This window comes from Terrirhizobium terrae (assembly GCF_030323265.1).
Classification (GTDB): domain Bacteria; phylum Pseudomonadota; class Alphaproteobacteria; order Rhizobiales; family Rhizobiaceae; genus Neorhizobium.
In genome coordinates this window covers 435,275-456,272 of sequence record NZ_CP104992.1, presented here as the reverse complement: position 1 = coordinate 456,272, position 20,998 = coordinate 435,275, and the positions used below count along the sequence as shown (strand labels likewise).

The 20,998-nt window shown below is 61.4% G+C and carries 20 protein-coding genes and 4 pseudogenes; 12 read left to right on the top strand and 12 right to left on the bottom strand.

Going from position 1 to position 20,998, the window contains the following annotated elements; all coding sequences use genetic code 11:
- Positions 1 to 2 precede the first annotated feature (2 nt).
- The gene (locus N7E02_RS10310) at positions 3 to 638 is read right to left on the bottom strand and encodes an NAD-dependent epimerase/dehydratase family protein (RefSeq protein ID WP_286581813.1); all 636 of its coding nucleotides are present in this window, start codon (positions 636 to 638) and stop codon (positions 3 to 5) included.
- A 150-nt stretch (positions 639 to 788) separates the two neighbouring features.
- On the opposite strand from N7E02_RS10310, the gene N7E02_RS10305 reads away from it, so the two are divergent.
- Positions 789 to 1,502: a sulfate transporter family protein gene (locus N7E02_RS10305; RefSeq protein ID WP_286581811.1), complete on the top strand. Its 714-nt coding sequence runs from the start codon at positions 789 to 791 to the stop codon at positions 1,500 to 1,502.
- Positions 1,503 to 1,670: 168 nt separating this feature from the next.
- Here N7E02_RS10305 and N7E02_RS10300 read toward each other — a convergent pair whose 3' ends face one another.
- Positions 1,671 to 2,096 carry a VOC family protein gene (locus N7E02_RS10300; protein ID WP_286581809.1) on the bottom strand — a complete coding sequence of 142 codons (426 nt, stop codon included), beginning with the start codon at positions 2,094 to 2,096 and terminating at the stop codon, positions 1,671 to 1,673.
- An 87-nt stretch (positions 2,097 to 2,183) separates the two neighbouring features.
- Here N7E02_RS10300 and N7E02_RS10295 point away from each other — a divergent pair, with 87 nt between their 5' ends.
- Positions 2,184 to 2,762 carry a TetR/AcrR family transcriptional regulator gene (locus N7E02_RS10295; RefSeq protein ID WP_286581807.1) on the top strand — a complete coding sequence of 193 codons (579 nt, stop codon included), beginning with the start codon at positions 2,184 to 2,186 and terminating at the stop codon, positions 2,760 to 2,762.
- Here N7E02_RS10295 and nth read toward each other — a convergent pair.
- A complete protein-coding gene (gene nth / locus N7E02_RS10290; RefSeq protein ID WP_286581806.1) occupies positions 2,740 to 3,507 on the bottom strand; it encodes an endonuclease III in 768 nt (255 codons plus the stop codon). The two genes, N7E02_RS10295 and nth, sit on opposite strands and share 23 nt — an antisense overlap.
- A gap of 21 nt (positions 3,508 to 3,528) precedes the next feature.
- On the opposite strand from nth, the gene N7E02_RS10285 reads away from it, so the two are divergent.
- The 4 genes and pseudogenes from N7E02_RS10285 to N7E02_RS10270 all read left to right on the top strand — a co-directional run bounded on the left by N7E02_RS10285 (position 3,529) and on the right by N7E02_RS10270 (position 5,659).
- Complete coding sequence (locus tag N7E02_RS10285; protein WP_286581804.1) at positions 3,529 to 4,026, top strand: DUF2244 domain-containing protein; 498 nt, start codon at positions 3,529 to 3,531, stop codon at positions 4,024 to 4,026.
- A 78-nt stretch (positions 4,027 to 4,104) separates the two neighbouring features.
- Positions 4,105 to 4,982, top strand: a pseudogene (locus N7E02_RS10280) (methylated-DNA--[protein]-cysteine S-methyltransferase).
- Positions 4,983 to 5,129: 147 nt separating this feature from the next.
- Positions 5,130 to 5,369: a CopG family ribbon-helix-helix protein gene (locus tag N7E02_RS10275; RefSeq protein ID WP_286581803.1), complete on the top strand. Its 240-nt coding sequence runs from the start codon at positions 5,130 to 5,132 to the stop codon at positions 5,367 to 5,369.
- A gap of 2 nt (positions 5,370 to 5,371) precedes the next feature.
- On the top strand, positions 5,372 to 5,659 hold the full coding sequence (locus N7E02_RS10270) for a type II toxin-antitoxin system RelE/ParE family toxin (protein ID WP_286581801.1): 288 nt from the start codon (positions 5,372 to 5,374) through the stop codon (positions 5,657 to 5,659).
- Between the two features lie 5 nt (positions 5,660 to 5,664).
- On the opposite strand, the pseudogene N7E02_RS10265 reads toward N7E02_RS10270, so the two are convergent.
- A pseudogene (locus N7E02_RS10265) lies at positions 5,665 to 6,641 on the bottom strand (sugar-binding transcriptional regulator).
- Positions 6,642 to 6,839: 198 nt separating this feature from the next.
- Here N7E02_RS10265 and tal point away from each other — a divergent pair.
- The 3 genes and pseudogenes from tal (at position 6,840) to N7E02_RS10250 (ending at position 10,002) form a co-directional block, all read left to right on the top strand.
- Positions 6,840 to 7,805: a transaldolase gene (gene tal / locus N7E02_RS10260; RefSeq protein ID WP_286581800.1), complete on the top strand. Its 966-nt coding sequence runs from the start codon at positions 6,840 to 6,842 to the stop codon at positions 7,803 to 7,805.
- Between the two features lie 176 nt (positions 7,806 to 7,981).
- Positions 7,982 to 9,696: pseudogene (locus N7E02_RS10255) on the top strand (methyl-accepting chemotaxis protein).
- 123 nt (positions 9,697 to 9,819) lie between these two features.
- Positions 9,820 to 10,002, top strand: coding sequence for a hypothetical protein (locus N7E02_RS10250; RefSeq protein WP_286581798.1), 183 nt, complete (start codon positions 9,820 to 9,822; stop codon positions 10,000 to 10,002).
- 7 nt (positions 10,003 to 10,009) lie between these two features.
- Here the strand turns inward: N7E02_RS10250 and N7E02_RS10245 are convergent, their stop codons facing one another.
- From N7E02_RS10245 to N7E02_RS10220, 6 genes and pseudogenes are all read right to left on the bottom strand, one after another.
- Entirely contained in the window at positions 10,010 to 11,305 is a 1,296-nt protein-coding gene (locus tag N7E02_RS10245) for an MFS transporter (protein WP_286581796.1), read from the bottom strand.
- 78 nt (positions 11,306 to 11,383) lie between these two features.
- Complete coding sequence (locus N7E02_RS10240; RefSeq protein ID WP_286581794.1) at positions 11,384 to 11,785, bottom strand: MarR family winged helix-turn-helix transcriptional regulator; 402 nt, start codon at positions 11,783 to 11,785, stop codon at positions 11,384 to 11,386.
- 59 nt (positions 11,786 to 11,844) lie between these two features.
- Positions 11,845 to 12,681 carry a metal ABC transporter permease gene (locus N7E02_RS10235; RefSeq protein WP_286581792.1) on the bottom strand — a complete coding sequence of 279 codons (837 nt, stop codon included), beginning with the start codon at positions 12,679 to 12,681 and terminating at the stop codon, positions 11,845 to 11,847.
- Positions 12,678 to 13,583 (bottom strand): metal ABC transporter permease, encoded by a 906-nt coding sequence (locus N7E02_RS10230; RefSeq protein ID WP_286581791.1) that lies wholly within the window; start codon positions 13,581 to 13,583, stop codon positions 12,678 to 12,680. Before N7E02_RS10230 ends, N7E02_RS10235 begins: the two co-directional genes overlap by 4 nt.
- Positions 13,564 to 14,475, bottom strand: a complete 912-nt coding sequence (locus N7E02_RS10225; RefSeq protein WP_374730684.1) for a manganese/iron ABC transporter ATP-binding protein — start codon at positions 14,473 to 14,475, stop codon at positions 13,564 to 13,566. The genes N7E02_RS10230 and N7E02_RS10225 overlap by 20 nt, the downstream gene beginning before the upstream one ends.
- Positions 14,472 to 15,355: pseudogene (locus tag N7E02_RS10220) on the bottom strand (metal ABC transporter substrate-binding protein). The gene N7E02_RS10225 and the pseudogene N7E02_RS10220 overlap by 4 nt, the downstream one beginning before the upstream one ends.
- 243 nt (positions 15,356 to 15,598) lie before the next feature.
- Here N7E02_RS10220 and N7E02_RS10215 point away from each other — a divergent pair.
- The 3 genes from N7E02_RS10215 (at position 15,599) to N7E02_RS10205 (ending at position 17,665) form a co-directional block, all read left to right on the top strand.
- A complete protein-coding gene (locus tag N7E02_RS10215; RefSeq protein WP_286581789.1) occupies positions 15,599 to 16,372 on the top strand; it encodes a hypothetical protein in 774 nt (257 codons plus the stop codon).
- 343 nt (positions 16,373 to 16,715) lie between these two features.
- A complete protein-coding gene (locus N7E02_RS10210) occupies positions 16,716 to 17,051 on the top strand; it encodes a hypothetical protein (protein WP_286581786.1) in 336 nt (111 codons plus the stop codon).
- Between the two features lie 8 nt (positions 17,052 to 17,059).
- Positions 17,060 to 17,665 carry a hypothetical protein gene (locus tag N7E02_RS10205; RefSeq protein ID WP_286581785.1) on the top strand — a complete coding sequence of 202 codons (606 nt, stop codon included), beginning with the start codon at positions 17,060 to 17,062 and terminating at the stop codon, positions 17,663 to 17,665.
- Between the two features lie 69 nt (positions 17,666 to 17,734).
- On the opposite strand, the gene lysS is transcribed toward N7E02_RS10205, so the two are convergent.
- A complete protein-coding gene (gene lysS / locus N7E02_RS10200; protein WP_286581783.1) occupies positions 17,735 to 19,231 on the bottom strand; it encodes a lysine--tRNA ligase in 1,497 nt (498 codons plus the stop codon).
- Positions 19,232 to 19,437: 206 nt separating this feature from the next.
- Complete coding sequence (gltX, locus tag N7E02_RS10195; RefSeq protein ID WP_353622904.1) at positions 19,438 to 20,922, bottom strand: glutamate--tRNA ligase; 1,485 nt, start codon at positions 20,920 to 20,922, stop codon at positions 19,438 to 19,440.
- Between the last annotated feature and the right edge of the window lie 76 nt (positions 20,923 to 20,998).

Below are 20,998 nucleotides of genomic sequence, written 5' to 3'. Positions count from 1 at the left end.
GTTCAGGCGGAGAGGCGGTCCGTCTCGATGATCCGTTCGCCGGGCCGCGCGGCCAGCGCCGATTCCAGCAGATTTCGCGCGACGACTTCGGCGGGGCTGACGCGGTAGCGGTGGGGCAGCAGCGGACCGAGCCCACCGAGCACAATCATTGCAATTTTTTCGCCGAGCCGGAACTCGCCGCGTTTGCCACCAAGCACGCCGGGCCTGAGGATCGTCAGCGACGGGAAGCCTAGGCCGCGAAGCGCGTTCTCGAGTTCCCCCTTGGTGCGCGTATAGAGAAGGCGGGACGCGGCGTTGGCGCCGATCGACGAGGTGAGCGCGAAACTGCGTGCGCCATTCTCACGCGTTTTCTTGGCGACGGCGAGGGGGATGTCGAAATCGACAGCCCTGAAGGCCTCGTCGGAACCCGCCGTCTTTCGCGTCGTGCCTATGGCGCAGATGACGCCATCGACCGTCCACCAGTCGGCCTCCGGCAGGCCCTGGCCAAGATCGACGATCGGATTCAGGAGTTTTGTGTGAGCCGGTAGCGGTCGACGGGTCGGGGCAATGACGCGGTCTACACGATCATCCGCCAGCGCGAGTTTCAGGACATGGCTGCCGACCAGACCAGTCGCGCCTAGAACCAATAGATCTGCCATGCTTGGCTCCTGTTTTCACTGGCGGGTCGCCATCACGACGATGCGGCAATGTGTCCTCGGTTGTAGGCGGCGGCCGGTTCGTTTGTCGATACGCTTGTTCGAGGGGGTATGATTGCCTAAATGTCTCCCGCCAACCGCCGGAGACCTTTCATGATCCTCGACGCCGCCCGTCTTGCGCTCGTCAATCTTTTCGCCCCCGAGACCCGTTCCGCTTTCTGGAAGATGCTGGGGCTGACGCTGCTCATCCTTGTCGGGCTGTGGTTCACGCTCCGGGAGGCTTTCGCCTATTACGTCTGGCCCTGGTTCGCGGCCTTCCTCCCGACAATGCCTGAATGGACCGGCTGGCTGACGCTGGTTGCGGCGGTTGCGGCCAGCATCGGTCTTGCGCTCGGGCTGGCTCTGCTGATTGCGCCGATCACGGCGCTGATCGCCGGCCTGTTTCTCGATGATGTCGCGGCGGTGGTGGAGAAGCGCGATTACCCCAATGATCCGCCCGGGCGCGAATTGCCGCTCGGCCAGGCGATCATGGGCTCGATCCAGTTCCTTGGCGTCGTCATCGTCGGCAACTTCATCGCGCTACTGTTGCTGTTCATTCCGGGCGTCAACCTGATCGCCTTCTTCATGGTCAACGGCTATCTGCTCGGCCGGGAATTCTTCGAGTTCGCGGCGATGCGCTTTCGCCCGCCGGCAGAGGCGCGTGCCTTTCGCGCAAAGCACGGCTCGACCGTGATGCTTGCCGGCATGGTGATCGCCGGCTTCCTGGCGATCCCTTTCGTCAACCTTTTGACCCCGCTCTTTGCCGCCGGCCTGATGGTGCATCTGCATAAGAAGATTTCGGCACGCGACCCGGGGTTCAAGGTGTAATTCGGCAGGGGATTCCGTAGATAGAAGACCCTCCCAACCCTCCCCACAAGGGGAGGGCTTAACCTAGCCGGACCGCTAAGGCCAAATCGTGCCTTGGAGATCGCCGCAAGTTTTCTCCCCCTTGTGGGGGAGATGGCCGGCAGGCCAGAGGGGGCTTGCTACTCTGATTCAGCTTGGCAACGCCGAAGCATCATACTGGGCGGCGAATTCGGCGTTTGGCGGGATTGGCTTGATGATGTCGATCAGCACGCCGTTCGGATCTGACGTGATGAAGTGGCGCTGGCCGAAATCTTCATCTCGCAGGTCGAGCCTGATCGGCAGGCCGGCGGCTTTCAGCCGGTCGTAGACAGCATCGACATCCTCCACCTCGAAGTTGAGGAGCAGGCCGGCGACCTTGCCGCGACCCGATGCCGGGATCGTGTCGTGGCTGCCGTCAAGGATGGCGAGCGTGACATGCTCGCTCTCGCGCGACTGCAGATGGACGTACCAATCCGCCGAAAACAGCGGCTCGAAGCCAAAATGCTCGACATAGAAGGCGGCCGTGCCTTCGACGTTCTCGGTCATGATGACGGGATAGTAGCTGGTAATTTTCATCACTTTCACTCCTCCGTTTATTCAGATACATTCAGTCTGTATGTTTATATAAATACATTCTGTCTGTATGTAAATAGTGGAGATGTGATGCCACGCAGCAATCGTGAACGAACAGATCTGACCCGCACTGCGCTTCTGGATGCTGCGCGGGCGCTGTTTATCAAAAAGGGTTACGCCGAGACGGCGACGCCGGAGATCGTGGCGGAAGCCCAGGTGACGCGCGGCGCGCTCTATCACCACTTTGCCGACAAGCAGGCGCTGTTCCGTGCGGTGATCGAGCGGGAGGCGGAGCAGGTGGCGGCCGATATCGATGCGCGCTCGGCGGATGCCTCGTCGCCGCGAGAAGCGCTGCTGCAGGGGGCTTCGGCCTATTTCGACGCGATGGCGGTGCCGGGGCGGACGCGGCTGCTTTTGAAGGAAGCGCCGGCGCAGTTTGCCGGTGATACCGGCGGAGGCAACGATCCGGCGGAGCAGGGGCTCAAGGTCGGGCTCTCGCATCTGCTTGCGGGGTCCAGCTATCTGGCGCTGCTTGACCCGCTGACGGCGCTGATCTCCTCGGCTTTCGAGCGGGCGGCGATCGCCATCGATTGCGGCGGAAGGCGCGAGGATTACGAGGCGGCGATTGCGGCGCTCCTGGACGGGCTCACTGCGCGGCATGGCCAATGACTTGAGGCGGCAGTTCGACCAGCGGCGCCGGGATGTCGAAGGTCTTTTCCGGCGAGCGACAGAGATCGGCGATGACGCAGTGCTCGCATTCGGGCTTGCGCGCCTTGCAGGTATAGCGGCCATGCAGGATCAGCCAGTGATGGGCATGGAAGAGATACTGTTCCGGGATCACCTTGAGGAACTGTTCCTCGACTTCATCAGGCGTCTTGCCCGGCGCCATGAGACAGCGGTTGCCGATGCGGAAGACATGGGTGTCGACGGCGAGCGTGGGCACGCCGAAGGCCATGGACATGACGACATTGGCGGTCTTGCGGCCGACGCCCGGTAGGCGAACCAGTTCCTCGCGGGTCTTCGGCACTTCCGATCCGAACTCGTCGATCAACATGCGACAGAGGGCGATGACGTTCTTCGCCTTGTTGCGATAAAGGCCGATCGTCTTGATATGCTCGATCACGCCGTCCTCGCCGAGCGCCAGCATCTTTTCCGGCGTGTCGGCGATTTTAAACAGGGCGCGAGTTGCCTTGTTGACGCCGGCATCCGTTGCCTGAGCGGAAAGGGCGACGGCGACGACCAGCGTGAATGGATTGACGTGTTCCAGTTCGCCTTTCGGCTCCGGCCGCTGGATGGAAAAGCGGCGAAAGATCTCGACCATTTCTTCCTTTGAATAGGCGGGCTTGTAGCGCTTCGGCTTGCGCGGAGCGGTGGTCTTCTTGGCAGTGCTGGATTTGATTTTCGGATCGGCCATCAGACTGTATAGTCATGCCCCATGAGCGAAAGCAACGCGCATATGGCAGAGGACCCGCCGGTCTTTGCTGCCGAGTTGATGCCCTACCGATCGCTCGGCAGGGTGGGATTTCGGGTCGTCCTTGTGCTCTCCGGTGTCGTCTGCCTTTTCTACGGCATCTTCTTCATGATGACCGGCGCGTGGCCGATCGGGCTGTTTCTCGGGCTGGACTTTCTCGGCCTCTATGTGGCGCTGAAACTGAGCTATCGTTCGGGCCGGCAGCGGGAAGAGGTGACGGTGTCGCGCAGCAATGTCTCGATCCGAAAGTTCTCGGCCGCGGGACGGATGGTGGAGCACCGGTTCAATCCGTTCTGGGCGCGGTTCAAGGTCAACCGACATGCAGAGTTCGGCATTACCTCCATGTATGTATCCGGGGAGGGGCGAGGCACTGAGGTTGGTTCCTTCCTCAATCCGGATGATCGCGAGAGTTTCGCCACGGCGTTTCGCGGGGCGCTCGCCAGCGTGACGCGCAGGCTTTAGCAGGATGATGTTGATGGGCAAGAAACGGGTGGTTTCGATGGGGCGAAAGGCGCAGATATGAGCGAAAGGAGACAGACCATGAATGCTCTCGCTCAATTTGCGACACCCGCAGCCGACGTGACGCCGGAAGGCTCGGATTACGACACCGTGCGCCGGGTGATCGAGATGATCACGCTCGACTATCGCGAGCAGCCGTCGCTGGAGGCGATTGCCGCCGAAATCGGTCAGTCGCCGACGCAGTTGCAAAAGCTGTTCACCCGCTGGGCGGGCCTCTCGCCGAAAGCCTTCCTGCAGGCGGTGACGATCGACCATGCCAAGCGGCTGCTCGGGCAGGAGGGCCTGCCGCTGCTTGAAACCTCTTATGAGGTTGGGCTATCCGGTCCCGGACGGCTGCATGACCTGTTCGTTACCCATGAGGCGATGTCGCCGGGTGAATGGAAGGCGAAGGGTGGGGGCTGACGATCCGCTACGGCTTCCACTATTCACCCTTCGGGATTGCATTGGTGATGGTGACCGATCGCGGGCTGGCGGGGCTCGCCTTCGCCGACGAGGCGGGCGAAGTCGAGGCACTCGAGGACATGACGCGGCGCTGGCCGAATGCCACCTATGTGGAGGATCGGGAAGCGACGCTGCCCTATGTCGGCCGTGTTTTCGACCGGTCGAAATGGCAATGCGACCGGCCGCTCCGGGTCGTGCTGATCGGCACGGATTTCCAGGTCAAGGTTTGGCAGAGCCTGTTGAAGATCCCCTATGGCAAGGCCGTCACCTATTCCGACGTCGCCAACGATATCGGCCAGCCGACCGCAAGCCGCGCTGTGGGGGCGGCCGTCGGCGCGAACCCGATCTCCTTCGTCGTGCCCTGCCACCGGGCCGTCGCCAAGAATGGCGCGCTGACCGGCTATCACTGGGGGCTTACCCGCAAGCGGGCGATGCTGGGCTGGGAGACGGGCGACTGACGCCCGAGCCGTCATAGTCGAATTCGCATCCCTAACCTTCAGGCGGGTGTCCGCTTGAAAAGCGATCCGTGAGCCGCGGCAGGCGTGACCTGCCTCGACAGGTGATTTGCCTTTGCGAGGCTGCTTCCGTTGTGCGAAGATGCAGATATGAAAAGCAATGTCGAGCTTTCGGATGACCTGTCGCGGCGGATCGATCGATTGGCCGAGCGCACGCGTCTGACTCCGAGCCAGATCGTCGAGGATGCGCTATCTAACGGGCGCTCGCTGGCCTGGCAGGAGAAATGGGTAGCGGGCGTGCAGGAAGGCATCCACGATGCTGACCAGGGCAACTTTGCCACCGACACCGAAATCGCCGACGTTCTGAACAAGTACAGCTCGTCGTCCTAGCCGTGAAAATACACTGGACGCGGCGATATCTCATCGAGCTCCAGGCAATCGGCGATTATATCGCCGAAAGAAATCCGCGAGCGGCCGGTCGGGTTGTCAACGAAATACATTCAAAGACAGCGACCTTGCTCTCGGCCAATCCCTTCATCGGCAGGCCCGGCGAAATTGTGGGCACGCGCGAGCTCGTTGTGTCCGGCACGCCCTATGTGGTTGCTTACAGAGTGAACGACGATCGCGTCGAAGTCCTGTTTGTCCAGCACGGCGCGCGCTTGTGGCCTGATGAGGTTTGAGCCGGTTATTCCGCCAGCTTCAGCAACTCCGTCGCGGCCGCCTCGTCCGTGATCAGCGTGTTGCAGCCTATGCGGCGGATGGTGGCGCGGATGGCGGTGGCGCGATGGGCGCCACCGGACGAAAGCACGATGTGCTTCGCCTTCTTCAGCGTATCGAGGTCGACCGACATGACGCGGTCGTTGAGGGCTGTGTCGACGGATCTGCCGTCCGCGTCGAGGAAGTTGAACATGGTGTCGCAGACGCAGCCCGATGCAATCAGCCGCTCCAGCTCCGTCTTGGAGATGAAGCCCTCCGACAGCGACGTCGAATGAGGGCCGATATCGCCGCAGCTTACGACGGCGAGGTCGAGGTTTTCAGCGAGGTCGTAGATCGTGTTCAGGCCGCACTTGTCTATCAGCGCCCGCTTGGTGGCGACGGTGTCGACGAGAAGCGGTGCGAGGAACATAAAACACTCGGCGCCGAGCTGGCCCGCAAAGCGCCAGGTAAAATCGATCGGATTGGTCTGGTGGACGGCGACGATGCCGCCGAGCAGCGAGACGACCTTGCAGTTTTCCCGGCGCGGCGGGCGGAAGCTCGCAAGCGACGCCGTCATTGTGCGGCCCCAGCCGACGCCGATCGTCATGTCGTCCTGAATAACGTCCGAGAGGAAGCGGCCGAGTGCGAGGCCGACTGCGCCTGCCAACGCATCGGCACTTCCGTCGCGCGGAGCGGGACGACCACCGCTTCATCGAGCCCGTAGGCTTTTTCGAGCCCGATCGCCAATTCGACGCAGGCATCGACGCCTTCCGAAATCCAGATCTGAACCTCGGAGCGCTTCATCGCCTCGTCGAGCATGCGGATGACCGTGGAGCGGCTGACCCCGAGCTTTTCGGCGACATCCTTCTGCGTCAGGCCCTGATTGTAATAGAGCCAGGCAGCGCGAAGCCGGATCGAGGCCGCGTCGGAATAGCTGATATGGGTCTCGCGTCTCAGTCTCGCCAACGGTTCTCATCCTCCCGGCGACCGAAATGTTCAATCGTTTCGTCGCCCGCCATGATATTGTCGTCGTTGAAACATATGTCAATTCCGAAGGACAAATGTCTTGACTTCTTTACCATCCAGGGATGTTATCTACATAACATGCCTGAGGAGCAAAATCGGCGCCGAGGCGTCGAGCAGCAAACAGCGAGGAACATTCGGATGACGTCGAAACTAGAGCAACTTCGTTCCATGACCACTGTCGTCGCCGATACCGGCGATATCGAAGCGGTCGCCCGCCTGAAGCCGGTGGACTGCACGACCAACCCGTCCATCGTTCTGAAGGCACTCGGTACCGATGCCTTTGCCGACAAGGTAAAGGAAGCGATTGCCTGGGGCCGCAAGCAGGGCGGCCAGGATGATGCCGTCGTTGCAGCCGTTGCCGACCGTATGGCAATCGATGTGGGCGCAGCACTCTCCGCACTCGTCCCGGGCCGCGTCTCGACCGAGGTCGATGCCGACCTTTCCTTCGATACGGAAGCCTCCATCGCCAAGGCCCGCCAGATCATCGCCGCCTATAAGGAGCGTGGCATCGAGCGTGACCGCATCCTGATCAAGCTTGCCTCCACCTGGGAAGGCATCAAGGCCGCCGAAGTGCTGCAGGCCGAAGGCGTCGACTGCAACCTGACGCTTCTCTTCTCCCACGCCCAGGCCGTCGCCTGCGCCGATGCCAAGGCATTCCTGATCTCGCCCTTCGTCGGCCGCATTCTTGACTGGTACAAGAAGTCCACCGGTCAGGACTACACGGCCGAGACCGATCCGGGCGTCGTCTCGGTTCGCGCGATCTACAATTACTACAAGGCAAACGGCATCAATACGATCGTCATGGGCGCTTCCTTCCGCAACATCGGCGAGATCGAAGCCCTTGCCGGCTGCGACCGCCTGACGATCGCGCCGAACCTGCTCGACGAGCTGGACAAGGCCGAAGGCACGCTGGAGCGCAAGCTCTCGCCGGAGAAGTTCGACGCCATCGCGCCGATCAAGATGGACGAGAAGACCTTCCGCTGGATGCTGAACGAAGACCAGATGGCAACCGAGAAGCTGTCGGACGGCATCCGCCTGTTCGCCAAGGATCTCGCGACGCTGCGCGCCAACGTCAAGAAGGAACTGCAGCTCGCTGCTGCATAACCTGCGACCTGCAATCGACAGAAAGGCCCGCCTCTGTGCGGGCCTTTCGCTTTCTGTGCGAAAAATTAGCCCGAGCTAATTATAGATCTGGCCTAGTTTTGTTTGTGCTTATTTAACTAAAATTTTAAAAGTGTCCGGTTAATTTCCAGTCCATTGTTTAAGAGCTGGAGATTATTATGGTCGGCATTCCTTTCGGCCACATTCAGTCCAATGCCGCCCTCGTCGAAGCGCTGAACCGCTCGCAGGCCATTATCGAGTTCAATCTCGACGGCATTATCCTCACCGCCAACGAAAATTTCTGCAGGACGGTCGGCTATTCGCTGTCCGAAATCGTCGGCAAGCATCACCGTCTCTTCGTAGATCCGGCAGAAGCCGCGTCGAAGGACTATGCCGACTTCTGGGCGCGGCTCGCCAAGGGCACGTTCGATCAGGGCAAATACAAGCGCTTCGGCAAGGGTGGGCGCGAGGTCTGGATCGAGGCGAGCTACAATCCGCTGATGCGCCGCGGAACGCCCTACAAGGTGGTCAAGATCGCGACCGACATTACCGAAGCGCGCAAGGTGGCGCTGGAGAACCGTGGCAAGCTCGATGCGCTGTCGCGTGCCCAGGCGGTCATCGAGTTTACGCCGACCGGCGAAATCATCACCGCCAACGAGAATTTTCTGGCCGGGCTCGGCTATTCGCTGAGCGAGATCGCCGGCAAGCATCATGCGATGTTCTGCGAGCCCGACTATGCGCGCTCGGCAGAATACCGTCAGTTCTGGGCCGACCTCGCTGTGGGGAATTTCTCGGCAGGCCAGTATACGCGCGTCACCAAGAGCGGTGCGCCGATCTATATCCAGGCGTCCTACAATCCGATCATCGATGACAGCGGCAAGGTGTTCAAGGTCGTGAAGTTCGCGACCGACGTGTCCGACCGAGTCAAGGTGGTCAACGAGCTTGGTGCCGGCCTCGGCAGGCTGGCACAGTGCAACATCCGCCAGACGATCGACACGCCCTTCGGCGCGGAGTTCGAGCCGCTGCGCCGCGACTTCAACGCGTCGATCGGTGCCTTCCAGGAGACGCTGGTCGGCGTGCTGCAGCAGACCAGCATACTGAACGGATCCAGCCAGGAAATGCACGAGGCGGCAGACCAGATGTCGGTCCGCACCAAGGAGCAGGCGGCCTCGTTGGAGGAAACCTCGGCGGCGCTGGAGGAAGTGACCTCGACGGTACGCGCCTCCACGGCCAATACGGAAGAGACGCGCAAGCTGGTGAAGAACGCGCTCGGGGCGGCCACCAATTCTTCCTCCGTCGTGCGCGAGACGATTACTGCGATGAAGCGGATCGAGGAGCTTCTGCCGAGATCACCAAGATCATCGGCGTCATCGACGAGATTGCCTTCCAGACCAATCTTCTGGCGCTGAATGCCGGTGTCGAGGCGGCGCGTGCAGGCGAGGCGGGCAAAGGCTTTGCCGTCGTCGCGCAGGAAGTGCGAGAGCTTGCCCAGCGCTCGGCCAATGCGGCGAAGGAGATCAAAGCGCTGATCGACAATTCCGGTCGCGAGGTGACGGAAGGCGTGCGGCTGGTCGACGAGACAGGTGCTGCGCTGCACGAGATCGAAGCCTTCGTCGCCTCCATCGACCAGAACGTCCAGTCGCTGGCGACGGCGGCTCAGGAGCAGTCGGTCGGTCTTTCGGAGATCAACAATACCGTGGCGCAGCTTGATCGGATGACGCAGCAGAACGCGGCGATGGTCGAGAATACCACCCAGGTCAGTCAGGCGCTTGCAAGTGGTGCGGCACGGCTTGCCGAACTGGTGCAGCAGTTCAAGCTGAACCGGCGCACGCAGATCCGCGAGCCGGGGGCTCCTGCGGTTGACGCTCCAGCTGCGCCAAGACGGGCAGCCTGATCCATCAAAGCATGTCGGGCCCGGCCTTGGGGCCCGACATAATCTGCAACAAAGCTGAAAACACCGGTGTCAAAACGGTCTGTAGATCTCGATCCTATCGGACAAGGATCGGAGACAGAGACTATGAACGAATTTCACACCTATGCCGGTATGCTCAACGCGGTTGCCATGGCACTGTTGCTGGTCATTATCGCAGGCTTCTATCTGAGCCTGACGATGGAGGCTTTCAGGGGCGCGAGCGACAGCCGCGCCTCAAAAGGCGCTCTGCGCAAGGGTGGGGCCGGCATCGACTGCCGGCCCGACTAGAGTGCAATCAGGCGGCTTGCGGCACTATGGTTGCCGAGCCGGGCTTTTTCAGCAGCATGACGGCGATGGCCGCAAGCATGCACATGACGCCGGCGATCTGCAGGGCGGGCATGTAGGTGTCGAAATCGCTTTTGAAGAAACCGGCGCCGAAGGCTGCGGTGGCAGCGCCCAGCTGGTGGCCGGCAAAGACCCATCCGAAGACGAGCCCGGCCTTTTCGCGGCCGAAATTCTCGGCGGCGAGCTTGACCGTCGGCGGCACAGTCGCGACCCAGTCGAGGCCGTAGAAGACGGCAAAGACGGAGAGTTCGATGAAGCTGAAGCCTGAGAAGGACAGGTAGATCAGCGACAGGCCGCGCAGGCCGTAGAACCAGAATAGCAGGACGCGGTTGTCAAACCGGTCCGAGAGCCAGCCGGCGAAGATCGTACCGAAGAAGTCGAATATGCCGATGACGGCGAGCGTGCTTGCGGCGGTGACCGCAGCCATGCCGAAATCCCCGCAGATCGAAATCCAGTGGGTCTGGATCAGGCCGTTAGTTGAAAGGCCGCAAACGAAGAAGGTGCCGAACAGGACCCAGAAGACCGGATTGCTGGATACACTCTTCAGCGTAACGAGTGGGGAGACCAGCGTGGCGAGGAGCTTGTGATCCTGCTTCGGCGGCTTCGATACCGTTGTCTCGCCATAGGCGGGAAGGCCGACATCGGCGGGGTGGTCGCGCATCAGCAGGAAGACGAGTGCGAAGGCGGTGGCAAGGACTGCGACGGTCAAGGTCAGCGCCGTGCGCCAGCCATAGGCTTCCGTCAGGCTTGCCAGGATGGGCAGGAAGATCAGCTGGCCGGTGGCGTTGCTGGCCGTCATCAGGCCGATGACGAGGCCGCGGCGCTTGGTGAACCAGCGGCTGGCGACGGTTGCGCCGAGCACCAGTGCCGTCATGCCGGTGCCGACGCCGATGACGAGGCCCCAGAGCAGCAGCAATTGCCAGATCTCTGTCATGAACAGCGAGGCGACGATGCCGAACATGATCATGGCGAGTGCAGTGGAAACCACCTGGCGGACGCCGAAATGGTTCATGAAGGCGGCGGCGAAGGGACCGAGCAGGCCGAAGAGCACAAGACGCACGGCCATGGCGGTGGAAATGTCGGCAATGTCCCAACCAAATTCCTGGTGCAGCGGCTGGATCATCACGCCGGCCGACCCCATCGAGCCCGCCGTCGCCAGCATGGTGAGGAAGGTTGTCGCGGCGACCACCCATCCGTAGTGAAGGTTTCTCTTCGCCATCCAGCCGGCGACGCCATTGGAGATCATGCGTTGGTCCTCATTCGTAGCCAGGGGCCATAAGGCGGTTCAAAATCTGCGGGTATATGCCCGCTTGTGGTTCAAAAATCAGAGGGCGGCGAGCAGTTCCTGCAACTGTCTCGCCTTGTCGGCGCCGAGGCGGTCATCGATCTCGTCCTGAACGCCATCCCACAGAGGGGCGCCTTTTTCGAGAACCTCATGGCCCTTCGGTCCTACCGTCAGAACAGCTTCGCGCTGATCATCTCCGTGGCCGATCTCGATCAATTCCATCCGGGCCAGCACCTTGGCGTTGCGTCCGACCGTCGAGCGGTCGAGGTCGAGCCGGTGCGCGAGGTCGGTGAGCGATACCGGTTCCGTGCGGCGGATGTTTCTCAGCATGCTGAACTGGCCGATATTGACGCCAAGCGGCGCCAGCGCCTCGTCATAATAGGACGAGACCTTACGGGTCGCCTTGCGCAACAGGACACAGTGACATGTATCGTTCGACATGCTCGTGGGTATATACCCGGATCCGGTAAAAGACAAGCGGGCATATGCCCGCTTGTCTTTTATGCCGTTGCGCGTCTGGCCTGCAGCATGGTGCGAATGAAGGTGACAAAGAATGTCGCGGTCATCAGAAGCACGATGGTGGGGGCGGGGGCGCTGTCGAGGAAGAAGGCGATGTAGATACCGGCAAGCGAGCAGCCGAGCGCTACCGCGATTGCCGTGAGCATCATCGCCGTGAACCGGCGCGTCAGCAGGAAGGCGATGGCGCCGGGGGCGATCAGGAGCGCCACCGACAGGATGATGCCGATCGCCTTCAGTGCTCCGACCACCGTCAATGACAGTACCGTCAGCAGGCCGTAATGCAGAAGCCGCGTCGGCAGTCCGATCGCCTTGGCGTGCTGCTCGTCGAAAGCATGAACCAGCAGGTCCTTGCGAAAGATGACGAGGAAGATCGTCGAGGCGATCGCGATCAGCGCCGTTTCGATCAGGTCCGACGGCAGTATGCCGAGCATGTCGCCGAACAGGATGTGATCGAGATGCACGTCGGCCTGGACGTTGACGTAAAGCACCAGGCCGAGACCGAACATGCCGGAGAAGACGATACCGAGCACGGTGTCTTCCTTGATGCGGCTGTTTTCCTTCAGAAAGCCGGTCATCAGCGCGCAGACCATGCCGGCGACGAAGGCTCCGATGGAGAAGGGGATCGCCAGCATATAGGCAATGACGACACCCGGCAGCACGGCGTGGGAGACCGCATCGCCCATCAGCGACCATCCCTTGAGCACCAGGAAACAGGAGAGGATCGCCATCGGGAGAGCGATCATCAGCGTGACTGCGAAAGCGGTCCGCATGAAGTCGATCTGGAAGGGGAAGAGGAGGAGTTCGATCGTTTCGCTCATGCCGCGCCCTCCTGGATTGCCTGCTTTGGCGGAGTGGCTTCAGGCGCGGTTTCTTCCAGCGAGGCTTTCAGCCGGCGGCGGGAAGCGAGCATGCCGTGTTTCGGTGCAAAGACGAAGGCGATGAGAAAGATCGCGGTCTGCAGCACGACGATGATGCCGCCGGTGGCGCCGTCGAGGAAATAGCTCAGGTACGCGCCGAGAAAGCTGGTCGCGGCGCCGATGCCGAGGCCCATCAGGATGACGCGCAGGAAGCGATCGGTCAGCAGATAGGCGGTGGCGCCAGGGGTCACCACCATGGCGATGACGAGGAAGGCGCCGACCGTCTGCATGGCGGCGACGGTGGAAGCGGCGAGCAGGGCGAAAAACATCACCTTCAGCGCGTCGGGTCGCAAGCCGATGGTGCGGGCGTGGTTCTCGTCGAAGAAGGCGACCATCAGGTCCTTCCACTTGAGCGCCAGCACGACGAGGCTGACACCGCCGATGATGACGAGCTGCAGCGTGTCGCCCGGGGAGATGGCAAGCACATTGCCCATGACGATGGTCTGGATGTCGACCGAGGTCGGCGACAGCGACACCATGAACAGGCCAAGCCCGAAGAAGGAGGTAAAAATCAGCCCGATGATCGCGTCTTCCTTCAGCCGCGTGCGCTGGTTGAGAAAGAGCATGGTGAGCGCGGCGAGACCGCCTGAAAGAAACGCGCCGATGGAGAACGGCAGGCCGAGCATATAGGCGCCGGCAACGCCCGGAACGATGGAATGGGAGAGCGCATCGCCGATCAGCGACCAGCCCTTCAACATCAGATAGGCGGAGAGGAAGCCGCAGACCCCGCCGACCAAGGCCGAGACCCAGATGGCGTTGAGCATGTAGCCGTAGGTGAAAGGCTCAAGAAGCGTCTGGAGCATCGACGCTTTCCTTTTTCTTCCGCTTCGACTTGGCTTTTTGCGTGCCGTTGCCGTAGGTGACGAAGGGGCGCTCGTCATCGGTGAAGACCTTGACGTGGCGGGGATCCTCGTCGTCATGCAGGTCGGCGCCGCCGAGGATGAAGTGGCGCAGCACGCCGCCGAAGGCCTTTTCGAGATTGGCCTCGTTGAACGTATCCTCGGTCCTGCCGTAAGCGAGAACCGTGCCCTTGACGAAGACGGTGCGGTCGCAGAAATCCGGCACGCTGCCGAGATTGTGGGTCGAAACCAGCATGACGCGGCCTTCGTCGCGCAGCGCCTTCAGGAGCGCGATGATCTGTTCCTCGGTGGTCACGTCGACGCCGGTGAAGGGTTCGTCGAGCAGGATGACTTGGCCTTCCTGGGCGAGTGCCCGGGCAAGGAAAACGCGCTTGCGCTGACCGCCGGAAAGTTCGCCGATCTGGCGCTTGCGATATTCCTCCATGTTCACCCGCTTCAGCGCCTCGGTGACCATGTCGTGGTCGCGGCGGGAGGGGATGCGGAGGAAATTCATGTGGCCGTAGCGGCCCATCATCACGACGTCTTCGACCAGGACCGGGAAATTCCAGTCTACTTCTTCCGACTGGGGCACGTAGGCGACGAGATTCTTCTTCAACGCCTCGCGGGCCGGAAGGCCGAGGATCTCGACCGAGCCCTCGTTGAGGGTGACGAAGCCCATGATCGCCTTGAACAGGGTCGATTTGCCGGCACCGTTGACGCCGACGAGGGCGGTGATGGTGCCCTTCGGCACTTCGAAACTGGCATGCTTGAGCGCCGTGTGGCCGTTGCGGTAGGCGACGCTGACATTCTCGAGCTTCAGGCCGGCGGGCGCCGACCTGGTTTTGCCCATCATCATGAGGAGAGGCCTTTGGCTATGGTTTCAGTGGTGACCTTCAGGAGGTCGAGATAGGTCGGCACAGGGCCGTCTTCTTCGGACAGCGAGTCCACGTAGATGATGCCGCCATAGGCCGCGCCGGTTTCTGACGCGACCTGCTTGGCAGGCTTGTCGGAAACGGTGCTTTCGGAAAAGATTACCTTCACGTCATGCTTGCGCATCGCGTCGATCACGGCGCGCACCTGCTGCGGTGTGCCCTGGCTGTCGGCATTGACCGGCCAGAGATAGAGTTCGTGCAGGCCGAAATCGCGGGCGAGATAGGAGAAGGCGCCTTCGCTCGTCACCAGCCAGCGCTGGGCTTCCGGCAGTTTTGCCAATGTATCGCGGATCGGCTGAACCTGGGCACGGATCTTGTCCGTATAGGCCTTGGCGTTGGCGGCATATGTCTCGGCATTGGCCGGGTCGATCTCGGTCAGGCCCTTGCGGATGTTCTCGACATAGATGACCGCGTTTTCCGGCGACATCCAGGCATGCGGGTTGGGCTTGCCCTCATAGGCGCCGCCAGCGATGGGCATCGGGGTCACGCCATCCGAGACCGTGACATTCTTCACGTCCCCGAGGTTCTGGAGGAAGCGTTCGAACCAGAGCTCGAGATTGAGACCGTTACGCAGCACGAGGTCCGCATCACGGGCGCGCAAAGGTCGCGCGGCGTCGGCTGGTAGTTATGAATTTCCGCGCCGGGCTTGGTGATGCTCTCGACGGTGGCGGCATCGCCGGCGACGTTCTTCGCCATGTCGGCGATGATGGTGAAGGTGGTGACGACCTTCGGCTTTTCCTGGGCCTGGACGGCGAAGGGAAGGGCGATGACGGCGGCGAGAAGTGCAAGGCGTCTAAAGATCATGGGCTCCATCATATGTGCAGTTGCAAGTCATTTGCAATCTAATCTAACGCCGAATTTTTGACTGTCAATTGCTATTGCAAGTCATTCGCAATAATGGTCATTCCAGGGCGGCACGAGCGATATCGCTGCGGGTACGCTCAGGCTATCGCTTAAACCTTCCTCAATAGGATTGGACGATAGTGCTTTCCGGTATTCCATGACTTGTATTGCGTAAGTGGAGTTGAGCATGCCGGGTTTCGGCGAATGAAGATCCGGCTGTCGAAGAAATTCGTGCTCATTCTGGGCGGCGCACTGCTATTGTGCGGCGCCAGCGGTGCAGCGGCCGTACTGATCGGTGCCGACAGGATTCTCGGGCCCTCCTATCGCGATCTCAACGGTCTCGCATGCACCACGCTTCAGACCGTCAAGAGCAAGAAGGACCAGCGCTACTGGGTGCGTAAATACGTCACCAGTGACGAGGAAGGTGACGGGATGTCCCGCCTCAGAACCGCGCTGCGCGTTGCGCGTGCTGTCCAGGCCAAAGAGAAGGCCGATCTCGTCCAGATCGCCATGATCGACAAGGCAGGTCCGAAGGATCGCGCCGCCATGCGTGGCCGGATGATCGCCGCGCAGGTCGTGTATATTCCCGATCTCGCCAAGGTGCCGGAAGGGGCAGCGGCCGTAAATTACTCCGCCTATTATCTCGATGGCACGCCGACCGCCAAGGGCGAGTATTTCGGCATGCGCATCGACCTGCCGCTGGAAGATGTCGAGCATCTGGAAGCCAAGCTGACCGACAAGGCGGACTGTATCGATCCCGCACCGGCCGAAGGCGCGCATCTTCCGGTGACGAAGAGCGGCCATGGTATCATGAAGCCCGCCGAGCATGGCGAGGCGGCTGGCGGCCACGGCGAGGCACCGGCAGGTCATGGCGAAGCGCCTGAGCATGGCGAGACTCCTGTTGCCGAAGGGCATGAAATCGCGCCGGCTGAAGGGCATGGCGAAGAAGTAGCCGCAAGGAAGCCGGCGGCTTCCTGAGTTCGGTCACCGGCATGTTCTTCGGATCGAAGGAAGAGGCGAAGCCGGAACACGGCGTCGAAGGTGGCGAGCATGCGAGCGCCCCGGCACAAGGCCATGGTGCCGCAGCGGAGGCCGGTCATACGCCCCCGACGCTAAGGCCGATCGTAGTCACGATGCGGCGAAGGCCTCGGAGCCGGCCTCAGAAGGACATGCGACAACCGTCGAGACCGGTGACGATCATGACGAGCAGGCCGCCAAGCCCGCCCACGCTACTAAGCCTGCCGAAACCGCACATCCCGAGACAGCAACCGAAGCGGAAAAGTCGGCCGAAGAGCAGGGCTTCCTGGATCAGGTCAAAGGAATGATCTTCGGTGGTTCATCCGAGGAGGCTGGTGGCGCTGCGCACGAGGAAGCCAAGGCCGATGCCGGCCACGAGGTCGAGCAGGCTGGCGAACAGTCGCATGAGCCCGCGTCGGAGCCGAGAACATCAGCCGAAGGCGGCAAGCGGTGGTCGGAGTCGGACGCGAAGGACGAGATTCGTTCCGAGGCTCACGATACATCCGAAGCCAAGCCGGAGGGCGAACACGCGGAGGCGAAGGCTGATGGTCCGAATGAGGCCGATGCCGCCGGTGCCGCATGGCTGGAGAAGTTCAGAGCCCAACAGGCTGCACCCAAAGCGGAAGGTGCCGGTCATTGATATCCGCTTTGACGGACACAGCGCGTAGGCGAGCGGGGTTTCTATCCATCGGCGAAACCTCGGCGCTTATCGAGAAAGGTGTCATCGCTCTCGATCCGTGCTCCACGCTGATTTCTCCAAACGTCATCCTGTCTCGCGGGGTAACACTCTGGCCGTCCGTCATCGTTGAACTCGGTGATGGCGGACATCTTGCCGTTGGCGAAGGCACGCAACTCTATCCGAACACGCGGATCGTGGCCAAGGGCGGGAAAGTCGTCGTCGGCAGGGATGCGGAAATAGGCGAAGAGGGCGGATTTACCATCAAGGCGGAAGGTGGCACTTGTGTTATCGAGGTCGGCGACGGTGCGAGACTGTTAGGCGGAGGCTCGCTGACGCTCGACAACTCGATTGGCCGCGGGGCGCAGGTCCTCGGCCCGATCCGGATGCAAAACTGCATGCTTGGAGCGGGCGGTACATACAGAGAGCCGGAGCCGGACAGACGCGGTGCGGTTCTCAAGGGAAGCGGTGTCGCGCGCAACATCGACCTTCCGGCCGGCAAGGTCATCCAGGCTTTCGGGATATTTGCGGACGCCGCGGTTCGCGACCAATCCTATTTTCATCCGAAACCGGCTTAGTCTCCTGAAGCCCGAATAGAAAATGCCGCCGAGATCGATCGGCGGCATTTTTCGTTTCATTCGCTATGCTCAGTCCGCCTTAGCCTTGCGGGCCGGGAACAGGATGACGTCGCGGATCGACGGGGCGTTGGTGAGCAGCATGGTCAGGCGGTCGACGCCGATGCCGAGGCCGCCGGCGGGCGGCATGCCCTGATCGATCGCGTCCAGGAACTCGTCGTCCAGCTGCTTGTCCTTTTCGCCACGGGCATGGGCCTGTTCCAGCTGCTCGACCATGCGCTTGCGCTGCTCTTCCGGGTCGTTCAGTTCGGAGAAGGCGTTGCCCAGTTCCCAGGCGTTGCAATAGGTCTCGAAACGCTCGACGAGGCGCGGTTCGCCCGTCACTTCCTTGGCGAAGGGCGAGATATCCTTCGGGAAATGGGTGACGTGGCTCGGCTGGATCAGCGTGCCCTCGACCTTTTCTTCGAAGATGAAGGCCAGGCATTCGCCCCAGGTCCAGTCCTTCTCGATTTCAAAGCCGGCGGCTTTGGCGGCGGTGCGGGCTTCCTCGTCGGTCTTCATGGCGAGGAAGTCGATGCCGGTGACTTCCTTGACGGCGTCGGGCATCGGCACGCGCTTGAACGGGCCCTTGAATGACATTTCCTTGTCGCCGTACATGAACTCGGTCGAGCCGTGGATCTTCATCGCCAGTTCGGCGAACAGGCGCTCGACGAGGTCCATGATGTCCTCGTAGTCGGCATAGGCCCAGTAGCATTCCATCATGGTGAATTCAGGATTGTGCCGGGTCGAGACGCCTTCGTTGCGGAAGTTGCGGTTGATCTCGAACACCTTGTCGGTGAGGCCCGAGACCAGCGTGCGCTTCAAAAACAGTTCCGGCGCGATGCGCAGGTACATGTCCTGCTTCAGCGTGTTGTGGTGGGTCTTGAACGGATCAGCCGTCGCGCCGCCATAGACGGAATGCAGCATCGGCGTCTCGACTTCCATGAAGCCGTCTTCTTCCATGAAGCGGCGGATGCCGGAGACGATCTTCGAGCGCTGCTGGAAGCGGAGCTTCGATTCATCGTTGCTCATGATGTCGAGATGGCGCTTGCGGTAGCGGATCTCGATGTCTGCGATACCGTTCCACTTCTCCGGCATGGGGAGAAGCGACTTGGTCAGCATCGTGATTTCCTTGGCGTTGATCGACAGTTCGCCACGCTTGGTGCGGCGCACTGTGCCGGTGACGCCGATGATGTCGCCGAGGTCGATCATGGCCAGCATGCTGCGGGCTTCTTCCGGCGTCACATCCTTGTGGGAGAAAATCTGGATTTTTCCGGATGCGTCATGGATGTCCATGAACATGCCCGAATTGCGCGAGGAGTAGACGCGGCCGGCAACGGTGACGGTGTCCTCGGTCTCGGTGTCATCCGCGAGCTCTGCATATTTCGCAGCCAGCTCGGCATTGGTCATCGTGCGGTGGAAATGCGCCGGATAGACGTCGCCGATGGTTTCGCGCAGCTTGGCAAGCTTCTGGGCGCGCACTTCGGTGGCGTCGGAGGAGAGGGCGGTTTCGGTCTTGGTGTCGGTCATCGTGTTCAAATCCTGTTGCGGCGTGGCCGCGCCGGCCAGAGATCTCCGTATCCCTCATTCCTGTGCTTGTCACAGGAATCCAGTGCGTCCAAGTCTTTGGGCGCGGGAGACTTAATGCATTCTTTCACGGCGCAGACGCGCCGTGGCTGGATTCCTGCGACAGGCACAGGAATGAGGGAGGTGAGCTAGGTTCACCTCCGCAATTCTTACTTCCCGTCGCCCACCATGGATGAAACGACAGCGGCTGCAATCTTCAAACGCTGGCGTACCACCGAGCGGCCGAGGATGGCCATGCTATCGAACAGCGGCAGCGACCTCTGCGAGCCAGACATGGCGATGAACAGCGGCGGCGTGACGACGCGCAGCTTCTTCTCCAGCTTGTCGGCAACGGCGCGCAGTTCGGCGTCGATCGCTTCCACGTTCCATTCGATCATCTTTTCGATGTCGGCCTGGACCGTGTTGATGATGAGAAGCGTGTCTTCCGGCGAGGTTTTCAGGCCCGCGAAGGATGCCGGCGTCAGGTTGACGTCGGCAGCCAGCAGGAAGCCGGCAAGGTTCGGCAGGTCGCCGAGCTTCGAGACGCGGCTCTGCGAATGCTTCAGGCCCTCGGTCAGGCGCTGGTTTTCCATTGCCCATTCGAGCGTACGGGCAACGAATTCTTCCGGCGAGAGCTTTTCGCGCAGCCAGCGGCCGTTCAGCCAGTCGAGCTTCTGCAGGTCGAAGATGGCGCCGGCCTTGGAGAGCGCTTCCGGATCGAACTTGCCGATCAGCTCTTCCATGGTCAGCAGCTCTTCGCCTTCGGCAATCTGCACGAAGAACAGGCCCAAGAAATTCATCAGCGCTTCCGGCAGGTAGCCGAGCGCCGAGTAATAGCTGATCGAGGTCGGGTTCTTGCGCTTGGACAGCTTGGACTTGTCGGCATTGCGCATCAGCGACAGGTGCATCCAGACCGGCGCTTCCCAGCCGAAATAGCGATAGAGCAGGATGTGCTTCGGCACCGATGCAAGCCACTCCTCGCCGCGGGCGACGTGGGTGATCTTCATCAGGTGGTCGTCGATGACGTTGGCCATGTGATAGGTCGGCATGCCGTCGCCCTTGATGAGCACCTGCATATCGACCGAATCCCACGGGATCGACACGTCGCCGTAAACGCCGTCGGTAAAATCGCAGGAACCCTCGGTCGGGATCTTCATGCGCACGACGGAGCTTTCGCCGGCGGCCATCTTGGAGGTGACTTCTTCCGCCGTCAGATGCAGACAGAGACCATCGTATTTCGGCGGCTTGCCGGCGGCGCGCTGGCCCTCGCGCATCTGCTCAAGCCGCTCGGGCGTGCAGAAGCAGCGGAAGGCATGGCCCTTGTTGAGCAGGTCCTGTGCGTAAGGCTGGTACATGTCCTTGCGCTCGGACTGGCGGTACGGACCGTAAGGGCCGCCGACATCCGGGCCTTCAGCCCATTTCAGGCCGGTCCATTTCAGCGCATCGAGAACGCGCTCTTCGAATTCCAGCGTCGAGCGGGTGGCATCGGTATCCTCGATGCGCAAGATGAACTCGCCGCCGTGCTTTTTTGCAAAGAGGTAGTTGAAGAGGGCAATATAGGCAGTGCCGACATGCGGCTCGCCAGTGGGCGAGGGGCGATGCGGACGCGGGGCGTAGGATTGATCATCGTGCTGCTCTAACTGAAGGCGCGGGATGCCGCGCCAAGCCTGTTCCAAGAATAGGGATTGGGGCAGGCTTAGGCCATATTCAGGCAGAAGCGTCAAGGTTTTT

Coding starts and splice junctions, on each gene's coding strand:
- N7E02_RS10310 (WP_286581813.1), bottom strand. CDS start 638: ATGGCAGATCTATTGGTTCTAGGCGCGACTGGTCTGGTCGGCAGCCAT.
- N7E02_RS10305 (WP_286581811.1), top strand. CDS start 789: ATGATCCTCGACGCCGCCCGTCTTGCGCTCGTCAATCTTTTCGCCCCC.
- N7E02_RS10300 (WP_286581809.1), bottom strand. CDS start 2,096: ATGAAAATTACCAGCTACTATCCCGTCATCATGACCGAGAACGTCGAA.
- N7E02_RS10295 (WP_286581807.1), top strand. CDS start 2,184: ATGCCACGCAGCAATCGTGAACGAACAGATCTGACCCGCACTGCGCTT.
- nth (WP_286581806.1), bottom strand. CDS start 3,507: ATGGCCGATCCGAAAATCAAATCCAGCACTGCCAAGAAGACCACCGCT.
- N7E02_RS10285 (WP_286581804.1), top strand. CDS start 3,529: ATGAGCGAAAGCAACGCGCATATGGCAGAGGACCCGCCGGTCTTTGCT.
- N7E02_RS10275 (WP_286581803.1), top strand. CDS start 5,130: ATGAAAAGCAATGTCGAGCTTTCGGATGACCTGTCGCGGCGGATCGAT.
- tal (WP_286581800.1), top strand. CDS start 6,840: ATGACGTCGAAACTAGAGCAACTTCGTTCCATGACCACTGTCGTCGCC.
- N7E02_RS10250 (WP_286581798.1), top strand. CDS start 9,820: ATGAACGAATTTCACACCTATGCCGGTATGCTCAACGCGGTTGCCATG.
- N7E02_RS10245 (WP_286581796.1), bottom strand. CDS start 11,305: ATGATCTCCAATGGCGTCGCCGGCTGGATGGCGAAGAGAAACCTTCAC.
- N7E02_RS10240 (WP_286581794.1), bottom strand. CDS start 11,785: ATGTCGAACGATACATGTCACTGTGTCCTGTTGCGCAAGGCGACCCGT.
- N7E02_RS10235 (WP_286581792.1), bottom strand. CDS start 12,681: ATGAGCGAAACGATCGAACTCCTCCTCTTCCCCTTCCAGATCGACTTC.
- N7E02_RS10230 (WP_286581791.1), bottom strand. CDS start 13,583: ATGCTCCAGACGCTTCTTGAGCCTTTCACCTACGGCTACATGCTCAAC.
- N7E02_RS10225 (WP_374730684.1), bottom strand. CDS start 14,475: ATGATGATGGGCAAAACCAGGTCGGCGCCCGCCGGCCTGAAGCTCGAG.
- N7E02_RS10215 (WP_286581789.1), top strand. CDS start 15,599: ATGAAGATCCGGCTGTCGAAGAAATTCGTGCTCATTCTGGGCGGCGCA.
- N7E02_RS10210 (WP_286581786.1), top strand. CDS start 16,716: ATGATCTTCGGTGGTTCATCCGAGGAGGCTGGTGGCGCTGCGCACGAG.
- lysS (WP_286581783.1), bottom strand. CDS start 19,231: ATGACCGACACCAAGACCGAAACCGCCCTCTCCTCCGACGCCACCGAA.